Origin of the sequence: Succinimonas amylolytica DSM 2873 (assembly GCF_000378405.1) — a bacterium.
Classification (GTDB): domain Bacteria; phylum Pseudomonadota; class Gammaproteobacteria; order Enterobacterales; family Succinivibrionaceae; genus Succinimonas; species Succinimonas amylolytica.
In genome coordinates, this window is record NZ_KB899636.1 from 38,474 (window position 1) to 54,533 (window position 16,060).

12 protein-coding genes and 1 tRNA gene are annotated in these 16,060 nt (G+C 49.0%); 7 read left to right on the top strand and 6 right to left on the bottom strand.

Annotated features, from left to right (window positions below; translation table 11 throughout):
* Nucleotides 1–2: 2 nt before the first annotated feature.
* Complete coding sequence (locus tag F557_RS0100190; protein ID WP_019000253.1) at nucleotides 3–512, bottom strand: VC2046/SO_2500 family protein; 510 nt, start codon at nucleotides 510–512, stop codon at nucleotides 3–5.
* 278 nt (nucleotides 513–790) lie between these two features.
* On the opposite strand from F557_RS0100190, the gene F557_RS0100195 reads away from it, so the two are divergent.
* From F557_RS0100195 to F557_RS0100205, 3 genes are all read left to right on the top strand, one after another.
* Nucleotides 791–875 (top strand) — tRNA-Tyr (locus F557_RS0100195).
* A 325-nt stretch (nucleotides 876–1,200) separates the two neighbouring features.
* On the top strand, nucleotides 1,201–2,946 hold the full coding sequence (locus F557_RS0100200) for a response regulator (protein WP_019000254.1): 1,746 nt from the start codon (nucleotides 1,201–1,203) through the stop codon (nucleotides 2,944–2,946).
* Nucleotides 2,947–3,286: 340 nt separating this feature from the next.
* The gene (locus tag F557_RS0100205; protein WP_019000255.1) at nucleotides 3,287–5,023 is read left to right on the top strand and encodes a response regulator; all 1,737 of its coding nucleotides are present in this window, start codon (nucleotides 3,287–3,289) and stop codon (nucleotides 5,021–5,023) included.
* A 77-nt stretch (nucleotides 5,024–5,100) separates the two neighbouring features.
* Here the strand turns inward: F557_RS0100205 and asd are convergent, their stop codons facing one another.
* A complete protein-coding gene (asd, locus tag F557_RS0100210; RefSeq protein WP_026297639.1) occupies nucleotides 5,101–6,210 on the bottom strand; it encodes an aspartate-semialdehyde dehydrogenase in 1,110 nt (369 codons plus the stop codon).
* Nucleotides 6,211–6,490: 280 nt separating this feature from the next.
* The gene (locus F557_RS0100220) at nucleotides 6,491–6,931 is read right to left on the bottom strand and encodes a hypothetical protein (protein ID WP_019000258.1); all 441 of its coding nucleotides are present in this window, start codon (nucleotides 6,929–6,931) and stop codon (nucleotides 6,491–6,493) included.
* 832 nt (nucleotides 6,932–7,763) lie between these two features.
* On the opposite strand from F557_RS0100220, the gene pflB reads away from it, so the two are divergent.
* From pflB to F557_RS0100245, 4 genes are all read left to right on the top strand, one after another.
* The gene (gene pflB, locus F557_RS0100230) at nucleotides 7,764–10,070 is read left to right on the top strand and encodes a formate C-acetyltransferase (RefSeq protein ID WP_019000260.1); all 2,307 of its coding nucleotides are present in this window, start codon (nucleotides 7,764–7,766) and stop codon (nucleotides 10,068–10,070) included.
* Nucleotides 10,071–10,311: 241 nt separating this feature from the next.
* Entirely contained in the window at nucleotides 10,312–10,887 is a 576-nt protein-coding gene (gene lolB / locus F557_RS0100235) for a lipoprotein insertase outer membrane protein LolB (protein ID WP_019000261.1), read from the top strand.
* Nucleotides 10,875–11,732, top strand: a complete 858-nt coding sequence (gene ispE, locus F557_RS0100240; RefSeq protein WP_019000262.1) for a 4-(cytidine 5'-diphospho)-2-C-methyl-D-erythritol kinase — start codon at nucleotides 10,875–10,877, stop codon at nucleotides 11,730–11,732. Before lolB ends, ispE begins: the two co-directional genes overlap by 13 nt.
* A 52-nt stretch (nucleotides 11,733–11,784) precedes the next feature.
* Nucleotides 11,785–12,732 (top strand): ribose-phosphate pyrophosphokinase, encoded by a 948-nt coding sequence (locus F557_RS0100245; protein ID WP_026297640.1) that lies wholly within the window; start codon nucleotides 11,785–11,787, stop codon nucleotides 12,730–12,732.
* A gap of 192 nt (nucleotides 12,733–12,924) precedes the next feature.
* On the opposite strand, the gene mpl is transcribed toward F557_RS0100245, so the two are convergent.
* The 3 genes from mpl to nqrM all read right to left on the bottom strand — a co-directional run bounded on the left by mpl (nucleotide 12,925) and on the right by nqrM (nucleotide 15,928).
* Entirely contained in the window at nucleotides 12,925–14,274 is a 1,350-nt protein-coding gene (gene mpl, locus F557_RS0100250) for a UDP-N-acetylmuramate:L-alanyl-gamma-D-glutamyl-meso-diaminopimelate ligase (RefSeq protein ID WP_019000264.1), read from the bottom strand.
* Between the two features lie 220 nt (nucleotides 14,275–14,494).
* A complete protein-coding gene (locus F557_RS0100255; protein WP_019000265.1) occupies nucleotides 14,495–15,568 on the bottom strand; it encodes an FAD:protein FMN transferase ApbE in 1,074 nt (357 codons plus the stop codon).
* 126 nt (nucleotides 15,569–15,694) lie between these two features.
* Nucleotides 15,695–15,928 carry a (Na+)-NQR maturation NqrM gene (gene nqrM / locus F557_RS0100260; protein WP_019000266.1) on the bottom strand — a complete coding sequence of 78 codons (234 nt, stop codon included), beginning with the start codon at nucleotides 15,926–15,928 and terminating at the stop codon, nucleotides 15,695–15,697.
* Nucleotides 15,929–16,060: the final 132 nt, after the last annotated feature.

Genomic DNA, 16,060 nt, shown 5'->3' on the forward strand with positions numbered 1-16,060 from the left:
TTTCAGAGTTTATCAAGGATGCTTCGGGATTCCGTTACGGCATCTACTATCGCCAGAGTACGGAGATCATAGGGAACCCGCGCGACAGCGGTTCCCGCAAGAGCGCTGTCGGCTTTGGCCTGTGCCAGGGGAGACATATTGGAACGCACGTCATGACCTATGCTGTCTTCTTTCAGCGCAAGAGGCTCGCCTCTTGCGGCAAGAAGGAGCTGAACTGCCGATGCCGCCCCGCTTGCAACACACTCGCCAATGTGATCCTCCATACTGAAGTCCTGCGCCTCGGCGTAGAAGCTTCTTTCGGGAAGGAGGGAAAACACCTTTCTGAGATCGTCGGCAGCGGGTTTGGTCTTCACAGGATCAACAACTGACGCATCATCTGTAACATCCTCTGAAATCATGGCCAGCATCAGTGCGAAGTCTGCGCGGTTTCCGGAAGAAACAGCCTCATTAAGACGAGTTCCCAGCTGAAGTTCGTCTACAAGATAGTTGTTTCTGATTTCCAGATCCAGCATAACATGCTCCTCAATATCTGCTTCACATACCTTATCGGCATCCGGAGATGGTTCTTTAGACTACGTCAGACAATTTTGGGAGCAGGTTCACAGATTCCTCCCCAAAAAAATTACCCGTAGCAGATGCAAGATACCCTTGTTATACTCCCGAAATACCAAACATCCGGGAAAAATGTCAAAAATGGTCAATAACTAACCATTTTTAACCGGTTTCGCGCAAAAATCGCAAAAAATCTTTATTTTTAAAATTTTTCTGCTATCATGTGCCTCGTCTTCACGGAGGGGTTCCAGAGCGGTCAAATGGAACAGACTGTAAATCTGTCGCCTATGGCTTCGATGGTTCGAATCCATCCCCCTCCACCAAATATCTTCTTTCTCTGTTCTGCTTCTTTTTAGGCTTTTTTCCACTCTACTCTTTCTACGGATTTTTTTTCTCAGCGCCTTGCCTTTTTCGGTGCCTGCAGCATTTTCATGACATCCCGGGCTTCCGGATAAAATTTTATGACAAAGGCTGTTAAATTCGTTTAACGCTATTGAAATTCTCCGTCATTGGCATACACTGAGACCGGGCTATTGTCTTTACAGCTCTCTCTTTCAGTAATTCCATTTGTACCAGGAATCAGAATTGTGAAGTGAAACAGGACCTGCAATCCTTAACGCTTTTCATAAAACTTCTCCGGACAAAATAATGAACGCCAAAAACAATACAGATGCCAAAAATAATGAAGAGGAACAGCAGGAAGAATCCTTTTCCTCCCAGAAGTACAGTAATCTGCGGGTAATCATCGCAGACGAACAGCATCATTTCGCCTCCATCCTGAAGACACTGCTGCAATCCATGGGGTTCACCCGCATAACACTGGCGGTGAACGGGGATGATGCCCTGAAAAGATGCACCAGCAGCAAATACGACATCTATCTCTTTGACTACAACTTCACTAGCGGGATTTCCGGACTGGATCTGGTAAAAAAGCTGCGCCGGGAACACCTGGCTCCCTGCATGTCCCTGATGTTCATTGTCACCGGAGACTCTTCCCGGTCTAAGGTTCTGTGCGCCATAGAACATGAGCCTGACGATTATGTTATAAAGCCCTTTTCTCAGAAGCAGTTTGCCAGACGGCTGAAAAACGCCATGACCAAAAAGATCGCCCTCCGGGAGGTCTACACCTGTCTCCATCATGATGACAGAGCAGGAGCCATTCAGGCACTGGAAAAGGCCCTGAACAATGAAACCCCCTATGATATCTACTGCCGCTGTCTTCTGGCCGAGCTCTATGGGCAAGACGGTCAGCTGGATCTGGCTCAAACGGTAGTTCAGGACGGCATGGCATATTCAGATTCGGACTATCTCAAGTTTGCCATGGGTAAAATCCTATACAGAATGAGTCTTTACGAAGAATCGATCAACATCATCAAAGACGTGCTGACCCGCCAGCCCCTGATGACGGATGCCATTGAGTATGTCACCAGAAACTACGTTTCCATGGGACAGAATGATCTGGCCATTCAGAACATAAAACACGCGGTGGAGCTTTCTCCTTTATCGGAAAAGCTTCTGAACACCCAGGTAACCACAGCCCTTAACGCCGGAGATTTTATGACCGCCAGGGATGGTGTAGCCTCCCTTCTGAACATCAAAAGGAACTCTCCGGACGACATGAATAATCTTTTGGAAAGCTATGTGGAATGCGAATTCCTGTTTGTGGAACAGTCGCGCGATCCCTTCCATATTTCAAATATGGAAAAAGTCATGGGAAACATGGTAGGACGCTATCTTAACTTCACGAACAGACAGACATTTCCGGTAGAAACCTTCAAAACCGTCTGCGATTCCCGGGTGGCACTGATCCGCGGCGATATCCGGAAAAGCAAAAAGAAAATCTACCAGGCCCTGGAACTTCTGAATAAATCGGAAAACCCCTCCGACAGCATCAGAAAGGGAATGTATCTCGGTTTCATGGCCCTGGGGGAATATGAAATGGCCGAACATATCTCCCAGCAGATAAACACGGATGACTCCCGGAACAGTTCCGAGGACATTTACACCAATATTCTCAATGTCTGCATAGCCCAGAAAAATTCGGAACAGTCAGATCGCAAAAGCAAATACCAGGAGCTCAACTCCCAGGGAATCGGAAAATACAAGGACGGCAAGCTTGACGAAGCCCTGAACCTTTTCAAGGAGGCTATTCGCAAAGTACCTGGAAATTCCAACGCCATCCTGAACAAAATCCAGGTACTAATAGACATGGCGGAAATTCAGCTGAAAGACAGTCTGGCAAATGCAAAAAAAATGGCACAGGGGCTGGTACAGGAATGCTCCTCGGATTTATCGCTTCTTGACGGAATCCCGCTATCGGACGTGCTTTCCGAAAGGGTTCAACTTTTGCGGGAGGATTTCTCCATAATCCAGAAAAAAATTTCCGGGAAATAAAAGCGGTGGTCTGACATTATTTTCAGACCTTATTATTGCCAGACCGGATCCCTTTCACGGCAGGTGTATCCCGATAACGGAAAGAAGTACGGGTACAGGCAAACATGACAGAGTCCGTTAATTTTTCCTTATATCGTTGAGTTTAGCGGATAATGACATAAACTATGCTGTGCATATTGCTGAATAAACAGCATTATGCAGTTCAGACTCCAGAAGTTTGCTATATTCCGGCTTTTAGCGGAGAGTCCGGTATTTCCGCTTCCCGAGAGTCCCGAAACCGGGGCCGGCAACACTGATAGCAGCCGTCAGAACAGTTTTAATAAAAAGCTCCGGGGAATAAATGAACGCCTCCAACGCCTCAAATACAGATGTCAAAGATGAAGAGCAGCAGGAACAGACGTTTGCAGCTCTGAAATACAATGATTTCAGGGTTATCATAGCTGATGATCAGCACACCTTTGCCTCTCTCATGAGAACTATTTTGCAGTCTCTCGGCTTTTCCAGCATTACTGTGGCACTGAACGGAGACGATGCCCTTAAAATCTGCTCCCACAGCAAATTTGACATTTATCTGTTTGATTATTCCTTCAATAGCGGCATCTCCGGACTGGAGCTGGTGAAAAAACTCCGTACGGAACATCTGGCCCCCTGCATGTCACTTATGTTCATCATCACGGGAGACCCTTCCCGTTCCAAGGTTCTCTGCGCAGTGGAGCACGAACCGGACGATTACATAATAAAACCGTTTTCCCAGCAGCAGTTTGCTGAAAGAATAAAAAAGGCCATCACCAAGAAAATCGCCCTGCAGGATGTTTACAAATGCATGCATAATGATGATATCTGCGGGGCTGTAAAGGCCCTGGAAAAGGCCATTTCCGATGGTACCCCCTATGATGTCTACTGCCGCTGTCTTCTGGCTGATTTCTACGTAAAGACAGATCAGATGAATCTGGCCCAGGCAGTAATTCAAGAAGGGATGATTGCGTCAAACTCAGACTATCTGAAATTCGCCATGGGAAAAATTCTCTACAAGATGAAACGGCACGAGGAATCCGTGGAAATCATCAAGGATGTTCTGACCCGCCGTCCGCTTATGACGGATGCCATTGAATATGTCACCAAAAACTATGTTTCCATGGGCATGCACAGCGAGGCCATTCAGAACATCAGGCACGCCGTGGAATTGTCTCCCCTGTCGGAAAAGCTGCTTTCAGTTCAGGTCACCACCGCTCTCTCTGCCGGCGATTACATGACTGCCAGGGACGGAGTAACCTCCCTGCTGAATATCAAGAAGAATTCTCCGGACGATGTGGATAATCTCCTGGAAAGCTTCGTGGAATGCGAATTCATGTTTGTAGAAAAGTCCCGAGATCCCTTCCACATTTCCACCATGGAAAAGGTTATGGGAAACATTATCAGCCGCTATCTCGATCGTACAAACAAACAGATGTTCTCCCCGGAGGCCTTTAAGACGGTATGCGATGCCCGGGTAGCCCTGATCCGCGGAGAAATAAACAAGGGCAAAAAGAAACTCTATCAGGTGCTGACACAAATCAATGACGATACCAAGGAGATCTCGGGAAGCATCAAAATGGGGGTATATTCCGGTCTCATATCCCTGGGAGAGTACGAGGTAGCGGATCAGGTCGCAAAAACTATGAATAGACCGGAGGCAAATGACATTTCCGGGCTCATTCTCGGTTCCTGCATCGCTCAGAACAATACGGAAGAGACCGAACGCCGCACCAAATACCAGGAGCTGAACTCTCAGGGGATCAGCAAATATACCGAAGGCAATCTGGAGGAGGCTCTGAGTCTCTTTAAGGAAGCCATTCGCAAGGTACCGGGAAACTCCAATGCCCTCCTGAACAAAATCCAGGTACTGATAGACATGACGGAATTTCAGCTAAAAAAAGGTATTCCGGATGCCAAAAAAAAGGCCCGCAGTCTTGTTATGGAATGTTCCTCGGATCTGGATCTTCTGGACGGCATTCGTCTTTCAGATGTTCAGGCGGAACGTGCCCAGCAGCTGCGAAAGGATTTTTTCACACTTCAGAAAAAAGCCACCGGAAAATAAAAAAATCCGGAGCATGAACTCCGGATCCTTTCTCATCGTCTCGTCTTTCTTCCCTTGCGGGAAGATTTCAGCAGAAATCAGGCAATGAACTTAAGCATGCGACGCAGCGGTTCAGCAGCACCCCAAAGGAGCTGATCGCCTACAGAGAATGCTGACAGGAAGCCCTTGCCGAAATTGGTGGTACGGATACGCCCCACAGGAACATTAAGGGTTCCGGTAACAGCAGCCGGAGAAAGTTCCTTAATGGTTACTTCCTTATCATTGGGAACCACCCGAGCCCACTGATTGTGAGCGGCAATCATTTCTTCAGCATCCTTAACGGTGATATCCTTCTTCAGCTTGATAAGGAAGGACTGGCTGTGGCAGCGAAGCGCACTGATTCTCACGCAGTTGCCGTCAACCGGAATGGTAGCCGGAGCCAGCCCCAGGATCTTATTGGTCTCAGCCATGCCCTTCCATTCCTCACGGCTCTGACCGTTAGGAAGCTGTACATCAATCCACGGAATAACGGAACCGGCCAGCGGAACCAGAAATTCCTTTGTCGGGAATTCCGGAGCACGCATCACGTCTCTGACAGTCTTTTCGATTTCAAGAATTGCAGAAGCAGGATCCTTCAGCTTATCGGCTACCGCATCATGGAGCACTCCCATCTGGGAAAGAAGCTCGCGCATGTTCTTGGCACCGGCGCCGGAGGCAGCCTGATAGGTTGAGGACTGAATCCATTCCACGCAGTCGTTCTTGAACAGACCGCCCAGTCCCATCAGCATCAGGCTTACAGTGCAGTTACCGCCAATAAATGTTTTAAGTCCGCGGTTAAGGGCATCATCAATAACGCTTCTGTTAACGGGATCGAGGATGATGATGGCATTATCTTCCATTCTCAGGGTAGACGCCGCATCAACCCAGTAACCGCTCCAGCCGGCAGCCTGAAGCTTCGGATAGATATCCTTGGTATAGGCACCGCCCTGGCAGGTAACAATGATGTCCATGGCCTTGAGGGCTTCAAGATCGTTTGCGTCCAAAAGAACACCAGCGTCCTTTCCGCCGAATGACGGAGCCTGCTGACCAGCCTGGGAGGTGCTGAAAAATACAGGATCAATACCTGCGAAATCGCCTTCCTCTTCCATGCGGTTCATAAGAACGGAACCCACCATGCCACGCCAGCCGACAAAACCAACTTTCTTCATAATAGCAATATCCACAAAAATGAAAAACTAACAGCTTTTCAACACCGGCTACGGATACTACTTTTCCGGAAGGCTGAAAAAACTGTGACGAAAATCTCTGATGGAATTATAGCGGATCTCGTCATGGTCTGTGATGTTTTTGTGCCATGCCGGCAAAAAACACCCGAAATGGTGCAATTCAGAAACCCTGGCAACCTTTCCTGCCCTGTTCCGGGGAATCTACCATTAAAAACAGCAAAAAATATTCTCAGAACGACCCCAAAGAGTGCATATCCGGCCATCATTTTTCGCAGGAAAGACGGAACTGTCGTTTTCTGTCTGTTCCGGCCAGTGCCAGGTTCACCGTTATGGTGCCCCCAGCTCTGAAAATCTTCTTTACGGCAGCGTTGCTGCAAAGACTGTTATCCATTTTCATGGCATTAAAAAGCTCCTCCGGGGTTTTGCCGTTATCTGCAGGATCTTCCGGCTTAAGTCCCCGGGGATCCGCCACAATATCGAAAACCACCTGATAGCTCTCGTCAAATGTCAGGGCTTCCACCGATATAAAACCGTCCGCACTCCGGGCCGGAAGCTGATCTCTGATGGCCGCCAGCTCATCCGCAAGATTTCCCGAAATTGCGGGAAGCACCATGGTACGGAAAATATAGTAAAGAACAAAACCTACCAATGCCGCAGCAATATACCCGGCATAGAACATAATTTTCTGTTTGCTTATCTTCATATTAAAGCACCGATTGTCATATGGCGCAGGGGAGGCCAGAGGCCGGAGTACGTTCAGAGAATCCGGATCCTGAAAAGAGGAATGATTCTGTATTCCGGAAAATACTGTGCATTATGCCATCAGTATCCGCATTATTATGCAAAATTTTTTATCACGGCATATCTGACAGATTTGTCCTGTTCCTGGCTTCCCGCTTCACAAAATGAAATTTGGAAGTTTCAAGGTATCAAAATTTCATAATCCCCGCAAAAACTGAAATTGCGAAACCCGGGGAATTCACAATGTCAAAACAGGATAAAAGGCCTGATTTTTCAGCATTCCGGTGATTTTTGCCCCAAAAATTCCCGAAAACTGAAGAAAACGGGCGAAAAATATCAAAAAGGTGACGGTATCCACATTTTATACGATAAAAAACAGCGTCTTTTTGATAGAAAGTTTTCTATCATCAGTAAAATAAACCGCTATTTTGATATAAATTGTAAAAAACTTTCATTAAAAAACTGTATTTTATGTGATGTAGTTCACAATTTTTACAAATTGTGCCGGATATAATATAAAACATGAAGTTTCCAATGCGGCGACTGCAGTTTTAGCACTGAATTGTTAAAAGACTGTAAACACTGTATCATAGTGAAACCAATCAATACATCAGCTTCGGCTGGTCAGTTCCGGGACAATTCAGAACATTAGGAATCTACCGGAATGCGAATCACGACCACCGCATACCGAAAACGGTAACGACGGAGTCGCGCGGTAACAGCAGTAACAAATGTCGCGCCGGCCTCACAAAGGCATCAGGCGTTTTATCTACCTAAACCAACAGAGGTAAAAAATGGCAGAACTCAATGAGCTTCAGAAGCAGGCATGGGCCGGATTTGCAGCAGGTGCCTGGCAGGATTCTATCGATACCCGTGATTTCATTCAGAAGAATTACACTCCTTATGAAGGGGATGATTCCTTCCTTGAAGGTCCTACCGAAGCTACAACCACCCTGTGGAATCAGGTAATGGAAGGTATCAAGGTCGAAAACAAGACTCATGCTCCTCTTGATTTTGATCCTGACACTCCTTCTACCATTACTTCCCACAAGCCCGGTTACATTAACAAGGATCTTGAGCAGATTGTAGGACTCCAGACCGATGCTCCTCTCAAGAGAGCCATCATGCCTTTCGGCGGCATTCGCATGATCCAGACTTCATGCGAAACCTACGGCAAGCCTTTCAATAAGGACGTAGAGAAGATTTTCACTGAATACAGAAAGACCCACAACCAGGGCGTGTTTGACGTTTACACCAAGGGAATCAGAGACTGCCGCAAGAGCAAGGTATTAACCGGGCTTCCTGATGCCTACGGCCGCGGCCGCATCATCGGCGACTATCGCCGTGTTGCCCTCTACGGCATTGACGCTCTCATGGCAGACAAGGCCAGACAGTTCGATTCCTACCAGGCTCAGCTCGAAAATCCTAAGGATGAGAGAGAGCTTGAAGACACCATCCGCTCCCGCGAGGAAATTAAGGAACAGTGGAAGGCTCTGGGTGAACTGAAGCAGATGGCTGCCTCCTACGGCTGCGATATCTCCGCCCCTGCCAAAACTGCCAAGGAAGCCATGCAGGCCACCTATTTCGGCTATCTGGCCGCTGTGAAGTCTCAGAACGGTGCCGCAATGTCCTACGGCCGTACCGCCACCTTCCACGACATCTACATTGAGCGTGACATCAAAAACGGCGTACTGACCGAGAAGCAGGCTCAGGAGCTGGTTGATCACATGATCATGAAGCTCCGCATGGTGCGTTTCCTCCGTACACCGGAATATGATTCTCTGTTCTCCGGAGATCCTATCTGGGCTACCGAATCCCTCGGCGGCATGGGCCTTGACGGCAGAACTCTGGTAACCAAGACCTGCTTCCGTTACCTCCAGACCCTTTACAACATGGGCACCTCTCCGGAGCCTAACATGACCATTCTCTGGTCCGAGAAGCTCCCTGATGCCTGGAAGAAATTCACCACCAAGGTTTCTATCGACACCTCTTCCATTCAGTATGAAAATGATGACCTCATGCGTCCGGATTTCAACAGCGATGACTATGCCATTGCCTGCTGTGTGTCCCCGATGGTTATCGGCAAGAGAATGCAGTTCTTCGGCGCCCGTGCCAACCTGGCCAAGACTCTCCTGTACTCCATCAACGGCGGTAAGGACGAGCTCATTGTCAAAGATGGCAAGCACATGCAGGTAGGCCCCAAGACCGATATTCCTTCCGGCGAATACCTGGAATTCGACGACGTAATGCAGCGCGTTGACAAGTTCATGGACTGGCTGGCTACCCAGTATGTAACAGCTCTTAATGTCATTCACTACATGCATGACAAGTATGCCTATGAAGCTGTCCAGATGGCACTCCATGACCGCGACGTATTCCGTACTATGGCCTGTGGCGTTGCCGGCCTTTCCGTTGCCGCCGACTCCCTGTCAGCCATCAAGTACGCCAAGGTTAAGCCTATTCGCGATGAAGACGGCGTTGCCACCAAGTTCGACATCCAGGGAGACTTCCCGAAGTTCGGCAACAATGACGAACGCGTAGACTCCATTGCCTGCGACCTCGTTGAGCGCTTCATGAAAAAGATCAAGGAACGCGTAACTTACAGAAACGCTCTTCCTACCCAGTCAATTCTTACCATTACCTCCAACGTAGTATATGGCAAGAACACCGGAGATACTCCTTGCGGACGTGAAGCTCACAAGCCGTTCGGCCCTGGTGCCAACCCGATGCACGGCCGTGATGTAAAGGGTGCCGTAGCTTCTCTGTCTTCTGTAGCCAAGCTTCCGTTTGATTACGCAAAGGACGGTATTTCCTATACCTTCTCCATTGTTCCGGCAGCACTCGGCAATGACAAGGATACCCAGAACAAGAACCTTATCGGTCTTCTGGACGGTTACTTCCACCATTCTCCGGATCACGAAGGCGGTCAGCATCTGAATGTCAATGTTCTGAACAGAGACACTCTGATCGACGCTCAGAATAATCCTGAGAAGTATCCGATGCTCACCATCCGTGTTTCCGGATATGCCGTACGTTTCAACTCCCTCACCAGAGAGCAGCAGAACGACGTCATTACCCGTACCTTCACCAGTTCTCTCTAATGAGATCTGCCTGAAGGCTCACAACTGACACACTGGCCCCGGATTTATCCGGGGCTTTTTTGTATCGGGTATTCAGGTGCCGCGTTGATCAATGGCATCAATAATGATACCATTTACCCGTTTTCCTCATGCGGGAAAACAACCGCTGCGGAAAACTCCAAGGCGCAGAGAGGAATTCTTCAGAAACCCGCACCCCGTAAACTGTGCGGCATCCGCATTTCTCCTACGGACACTATTTCACATGAACTCAGGAATATTCATTACTGCCCTCGCCGGCATCATACTGTTTACCGCCGGGTGCAACTCCATACCGGAACAATCCCTGGAATTTTATGAAAATCAGAATATAGAGCTTTCGGGAATTAAAACCTTCGCTACTTCCGGAAAAATCGCTATTATCGAAAAAAATACCAGAATGTCCTCATTCCTTAACTTTTCTGTAAGGGATGACTCCTACATCCTGGAACTGACGGCGCTTACCGGATCCACCGTCTTCAGACTGGAAAACACCTCGGGGAGAGCCGTTATAACCGACAGCGACGGAAATAAATACACCGGAACTGCGGATGAGCTCATCAAGAGACTTACCGGGCTCAGCATCCCCGCAGACCGGCTGCCGGATATTGTCCGGGCAATCCCGGGTGATCTCCCCTGCACCAGGAATGAAAACCATACTATCAGGGAAATTACTCATAACAAATTCACTGCAACCTATGATCGCTACGGCACCACCGGAAAGTACGTTCTTCCGGAATTTATTACGATTAAAGGGCAGGATCTCATAATCAGAATCAGGATAAACAAGTGGGAAATATAACAGTTTGGCCGGCTCCGGCAAAAATTAATCTGTCCCTGCGCATCAACGGCAGGCGCGAAGATGGCTATCATGAACTTCAGACGGTGTTTGCCATCCTTGACCGGGGAGACACCCTCACCATCGAACCCCGTAGCGACGGGGTGATAAATATTTATCCGGACATGGGATTCCCCCTGGAGCATAACATCATCTATAAGGCCATAAAGCTTCTTTGCGGGATTTCCGGACGTTCCCTTGGAGGCGATATCCGGGTGGACAAGAAAATCCCCATGGGCGGCGGCCTTGGCGGCGGTTCCAGCGATGCCGCCACCGCTCTTCTTGCCTTTAACCATATTTTCAGTCTGGGACTTTCAGAGGAAGATCTGGCCCGGGCCGGAAGAACGCTGGGAGCAGATGTCCCGGTATTCGTCAGAGGCCGCAGTGCCTTTGCTGAAGGCGTCGGAGAAAAGCTCACCCCGGTCGTCATCCCCGAAAAATGGTATCTCGTTGCTACTCCAAAGAATGTGCACATTTCCACAAAGGAAATATTCACACACCCGGATCTTCCTCGCAGCACGCCTAAAATGAGCATCTCGGAAATCATGGCCGCTCCCCTGGTGAACGACTGTCAGGAGCTGGTAAAAAAGATCTATCCGGAGGTTGCAACCACACTATCATGGTTGTTAAAATACGCACCATCAGGAATGACCGGAACCGGAGCTTCATGCTTCGCGGAATTTTCTGATGAAAACACCGCTGTTCAGGCATATAAAAGTCTTCCGGACAGTATTTGCGGCTTTGTAGCCAAAGCCTGCAACTTTTCACCTCTCGGGCAGCTGCTCGAAAAGCTGAAAAGCCCGGAATGAACAGTCCTAAAAAATCAAATCAGTCACTAAAAGATCATCTGAGGTTAATACCGTGCCGGATATGAAGATTTTTGCAGGGAACGGAACTCCTGACCTTGCTCAGAAAATTGCCGAAAAACTGTTTACCAGATTAGGCAATGCAACCGTCGATCGTTTCAGCGATGGCGAAATCCATGTGCAAATCAATGAAAATGTGCGCGGCGGCGACATTTTCATCATCCAGTCCACCTGCGCCCCCACTAACGACAACCTCATGGAACTCATTGTGATGATTGACGCCATGAGACGTGCTTCTGCCGGCCGTATCACTGCCGTGGTTCCGTATTTCGGATATGCCCGCCAGGACAGAAGACTTCGTTCTGCCCGTGTGCCCATCACCGCCAAGGTGGTTGCCGACCTGCTTTCCAGTGTCGGAGTTGACCGCGTGCTTACTGTGGATCTGCATGCCGAGCAGATTCAGGGCTTCTTCGATGTTCCGGTGGACAATGTTTTCGGAAGCCCGATTCTGGTGGATGACATGAAAAACCACAGCTTCGAAAATCCGGTAATCGTTTCTCCGGATATCGGAGGTGTCGTACGCGCCCGCGCTATTGCCAAGCTTCTTAACGATACTGATATCGCCATTATCGACAAGCGCCGTCCCCGTCCCAATGTCTCCGAAGTGATGCATCTTATCGGAGAAGTCAAGGATCGCGATGCTATCATCATTGATGACATGATTGATACCGGCGGGACTCTCTGCAAGGCTGCCGATGCCCTGAAGGCCAGAGGCGCAAAGAGAGTGTTTGCCTATGCCACCCATCCGGTACTCTCCGGCCCGGCTCTCAGAAACATCTCCGAATCCAGCCTGGACGAGGTTATCGTTACCGACTCCATCCCGCTGTCCGAGGAAATGAAAGCCACCGGCAAGGTAAAGGTGCTGACTCTGGCTCCGATGCTGGCTGAAGCTATTCGCCGCATTTCCAATGAAGAATCCATTTCCGCAATGTTTGAAGCCTAAAAGCGGGATTCGGAACAAAAAAATGCTAAAAGGCAGTCATTCCGCAATGACTGCCTTTTGTTTTTTCAAAAAGTGCTGTTAATAGCTTTCCAGTTCCTTGTAGAAACAGTCACCGAGAGCTTTATTGTTCCGTAAGAGAATCATTCATCCCGTCTACGGAACAGGTCCCGATGACTGCCTGTAGCCCCTAATTCAAAGCCGCTCCAGAAGTTTCCCCTGAATACCGTTGAAGCCGCCATTACTCATAACCAGAATCACATCCCCGGACTTTGCTTCTCTTTTAATATCCTCAAGCATGGCATCAAAATCATGACAGACATTGAACTTATGGCCGTCCGCCAGTTCGTCCGTATTCCATTTCAGGCCGTCAGGGGCATACATATAAATTGTATCGGCAATGGCCAGAGCATCCTGAAGCTGCTCATGATTGACCCCCAGCTTCATGGTATTGGAACGGGGCTCAAAAACCGCGATAATCTTCTTTTCAGATCCCACCTTCTTTCTAAGGCCGTCCAGAGTGGTTCTGATGGCCGTGGGATGATGAGCAAAGTCATCGTAAAGCGAAATGCCGTTCTTTTCTCCCTTGAATTCCATTCTTCTCTTTGGCATTTTGAATTCACACAGTGCAGCTACAGATATTTCCGGGGAAATGCCGATAAATCTGGCGGCCTCAATAGCCATAAGAGCGTTCCTGACATTATGGATACCAATGCCTTCCCACGAAACCTCGCCAATCCTGGTGCCGTCCTTTTCATAAACCGCAAAGACACTGCCGTCATCTTTTTTGAGCTCGGCATAAATACCGGCACCGGGAGCTCCGGTTCTGACCAGATTGGACCAGCATCCCATATCAATAACCTCATCCAGAGTCCGGGAATCACAGGGCACAATAACCTCACCCTTGCCCGGAATAATACGCACCAGATGATGGAACTGCTTCTGAATCGCCCTGATATCCTCAAAAATATCGGCGTGATCATATTCCAGATTATTCAGAATCTGCACGAAGGGCCGATAATGCACAAACTTGGATCTTTTATCAAAGAAGGCACAGTCGTATTCGTCGGACTCAATTACAAAATAAGGAGAATCCCCTACCCGAGCAGAGGTATCAAAATTCCCCGGCACCCCGCCGATAAGAAAGCCTGGCTTATATCCGGCACACTCCAGAACCCAGGCGCACATGGCAGACGTGGAAGTTTTTCCATGAGTTCCGGCAACTCCGATTACTTTCCTGGTATTCAGCACGTAGTGCTCCAGCCACTCCGGCCCAGACACGAAAGGCAGCCCTTCGTTAAGCATATATTCCACACAGGGATTACCTCTTTTCATGGCGTTCCCGACAATAATCAGATCCGGAGCCGGGGACAGCTGAGCCGGATCATACCCTTCCGTAATCTCGATCCCTTTGTCTCTGAGCATGGTGCTCATCGGAGGATATACATTGGCGTCCGAACCGGATACCCGATACCCCAGCTCCTTTGCAATAACTGCGACCCCGCCCATGAAGGTGCCGCAGATCCCTAAAATATGAACATGCATATAAATCTCTGTCCGTCTTTTCAGTAAAAAACAGTCAAAACCACATTACATTGCAGGCTTTGCCGCAAAAAACAATTTCTCTGAATTCACGATTATAACCGCTGGAAAAAGAAACTGTCAGATATCGCCTGATAACGCCGGCTTATTCACAGTTTCGGAAACAAAAAAACAAAAGGGGCTTCTTCCCAAGCCCCCCGTAAATCTGATCTTCAGAACAGCATCAGTCGCATACCAGATATTTCTGCATCGCCCTGCTGTAGTGAGCCTTGAATTCGTTGCCTTCCTTCACAATGGTATAGATAGCCATATTTCTTTCATTGGCAAACCGGATCGCCGCTTCGGATCCCATAACCATCAGTCCGGTGTCAATGGCATCCGTCCAGAGAGCGGTGGCGCCAACTACCGAAACCGAAACCGTATGATGGGTTATAGGCTTCCCGGTAGCCGGATCTATGATATGACTGAGACGCTGTCCGGTCTTTTCGTCAATCTTGTAGTTCCGATAGCTTCCGGAAGTGGAGATAGCCTGGCCCATGGTGCACACTGGCACTTCAAGCCGCTGTCCCACATTCTGCTCGGCAGTGGGATGCTCGATGGCAATAACCCAGTCCTTGCCTCTGCTGTTCAGACCTTTGGTACGTATGGCCCCGGCCACAGAAACCATGTAGTTCTGAATACCCCGGAGCTCCATAAGTTCCGCCAGCTTGTCAGCCCCGAACCCTTCTCCCACGGTTGAAAGATCTACCTCAAGATTGGGAATGTCCTTTTTCAGCTCCGCAAAGCTGTAGCCCACTGAAACATGCAGCTTGTCCAGACCAATGCGCTTTCTGGCAGCCTTGATGGCACTGTCATCAGGTGTTGGTGGCAATGTTTCCGTTTTAACGTGTCCGAACCCCCAGAGATTAACCAGAGGTCCTACAGTTACATCCACGGCGCCATCCAGCTCCTTCCCGGCCCGGAGGCTCGCAATAACCACATCGGCCACATCCTGAGACACCCGGAACGGCTCGGTGGATTTGTGCTGGTTGAATTTGGACAGCTCGCTGTTTTTATCAAAGAAGGATATCTCCCGGTTCACCCGATCCAGCACCTCCTCCGCTTCATGGCGAAGCTGCTCCTGCCCTCCGGGATAATCTCCGATAACGATAATGTTGTAGAAAGTGCCCATGGTCTTGCCGCCGATCTTGAGCTCACTCCGGGATACCGAGGAACTCCCCACGTCACAACCCGAAAGTCCGGTGGAAAAACCGGTCAGAAGCGCAAGTGCCAAGCAGCCGAATATTATTTTTTTCATCAAATTGAAGAATCCTGAATCATTGCCAATGAAATAAGATACCTCCCGAAGGTGTTCGGGAAGAACATACGGCAGGCGTAAAAGATGCCGGCCCTCGCATATCGCAGGGACGGCCAGCCCCGGAATTCAGCTATTGTCAGCGGATTCCGCCTCGGCTCTGCCGGCAAGCTTTTTGATTTTGGTGACCACCACTCTTTTGAAACAGGGCTTTTCACAGGAGCAGGCCTTTTCAACTCCGATATTGGCAAGTCCGCCGCAGGAGCCGTGAATCATCTTGTGCTGAATGATATACCCGATGGCAGCCAGCAGAAAAAACAGCACAAAGCCTGCAAAGGTATAGAAAAATATGCTGAAATCCATGAATCCCCCTGGAAAAGCATGAAACAAGTCCCGGCATCACCGAACCGGCCATGATTTTAACATTAATGCGGCTTTCTGAGTTTTGAATTTGCACACTTCTCCAGAGCCTTTTCCCTCCCCGGACGTGACGCT

Coding starts and splice junctions, on each gene's coding strand:
- nqrM (WP_019000266.1), bottom strand. CDS start 15,928: ATGGATTTCAGCATATTTTTCTATACCTTTGCAGGCTTTGTGCTGTTT.
- F557_RS0100200 (WP_019000254.1), top strand. CDS start 1,201: ATGAACGCCAAAAACAATACAGATGCCAAAAATAATGAAGAGGAACAG.
- lolB (WP_019000261.1), top strand. CDS start 10,312: ATGAACTCAGGAATATTCATTACTGCCCTCGCCGGCATCATACTGTTT.
- F557_RS0100255 (WP_019000265.1), bottom strand. CDS start 15,568: ATGAAAAAAATAATATTCGGCTGCTTGGCACTTGCGCTTCTGACCGGT.
- F557_RS0100220 (WP_019000258.1), bottom strand. CDS start 6,931: ATGAAGATAAGCAAACAGAAAATTATGTTCTATGCCGGGTATATTGCT.
- mpl (WP_019000264.1), bottom strand. CDS start 14,274: ATGCATGTTCATATTTTAGGGATCTGCGGCACCTTCATGGGCGGGGTC.
- asd (WP_026297639.1), bottom strand. CDS start 6,210: ATGAAGAAAGTTGGTTTTGTCGGCTGGCGTGGCATGGTGGGTTCCGTT.
- F557_RS0100205 (WP_019000255.1), top strand. CDS start 3,287: ATGAACGCCTCCAACGCCTCAAATACAGATGTCAAAGATGAAGAGCAG.
- F557_RS0100190 (WP_019000253.1), bottom strand. CDS start 512: ATGCTGGATCTGGAAATCAGAAACAACTATCTTGTAGACGAACTTCAG.
- pflB (WP_019000260.1), top strand. CDS start 7,764: ATGGCAGAACTCAATGAGCTTCAGAAGCAGGCATGGGCCGGATTTGCA.